The 265-nt window shown below is 45.7% G+C and carries 1 pseudogene; it reads right to left on the bottom strand.

Annotated features, from left to right (window positions below):
• Positions 1-265 (bottom strand): annotated as a pseudogene (gene iolI, locus R0K30_RS22270) (2-keto-myo-inositol isomerase); the annotation flags it as partial.

The following is a 265-nucleotide window of genomic DNA, read 5'->3' as shown; positions in this document are numbered from 1 at the left end:
ATACGACGGCTTTCGTTGTTTCCTTTGCCGTTTTGATTGTTTCCTCCGCAGTCAGCTTATAATATTCAGGTCTGAACAGCTCTACGGAGACAACATCATTGAATCCGATTTCTTTTAACGCTGACAGATGGGCGTCTAAGTCAATCGCACCCTGTCCAGGCCAGACGCGGTCTTCATCCGTTAAAAAGCCGATCGGGAAGTCTTCTGTATCGTCGATATGATAGATGAAAATTTTCTTTCCGTCCGCCTGCTTCAAGCTCTCAAT

The sequence above is a fragment of the Bacillus sp. SIMBA_154 genome, assembly GCF_046536015.1.
Lineage (GTDB): Bacteria > Bacillota > Bacilli > Bacillales > Bacillaceae > Bacillus > Bacillus pumilus_P.
The sequence above is the reverse complement of the archived record's forward strand: the minus strand, read 5'-3'. Positions and strand labels throughout refer to the sequence as shown.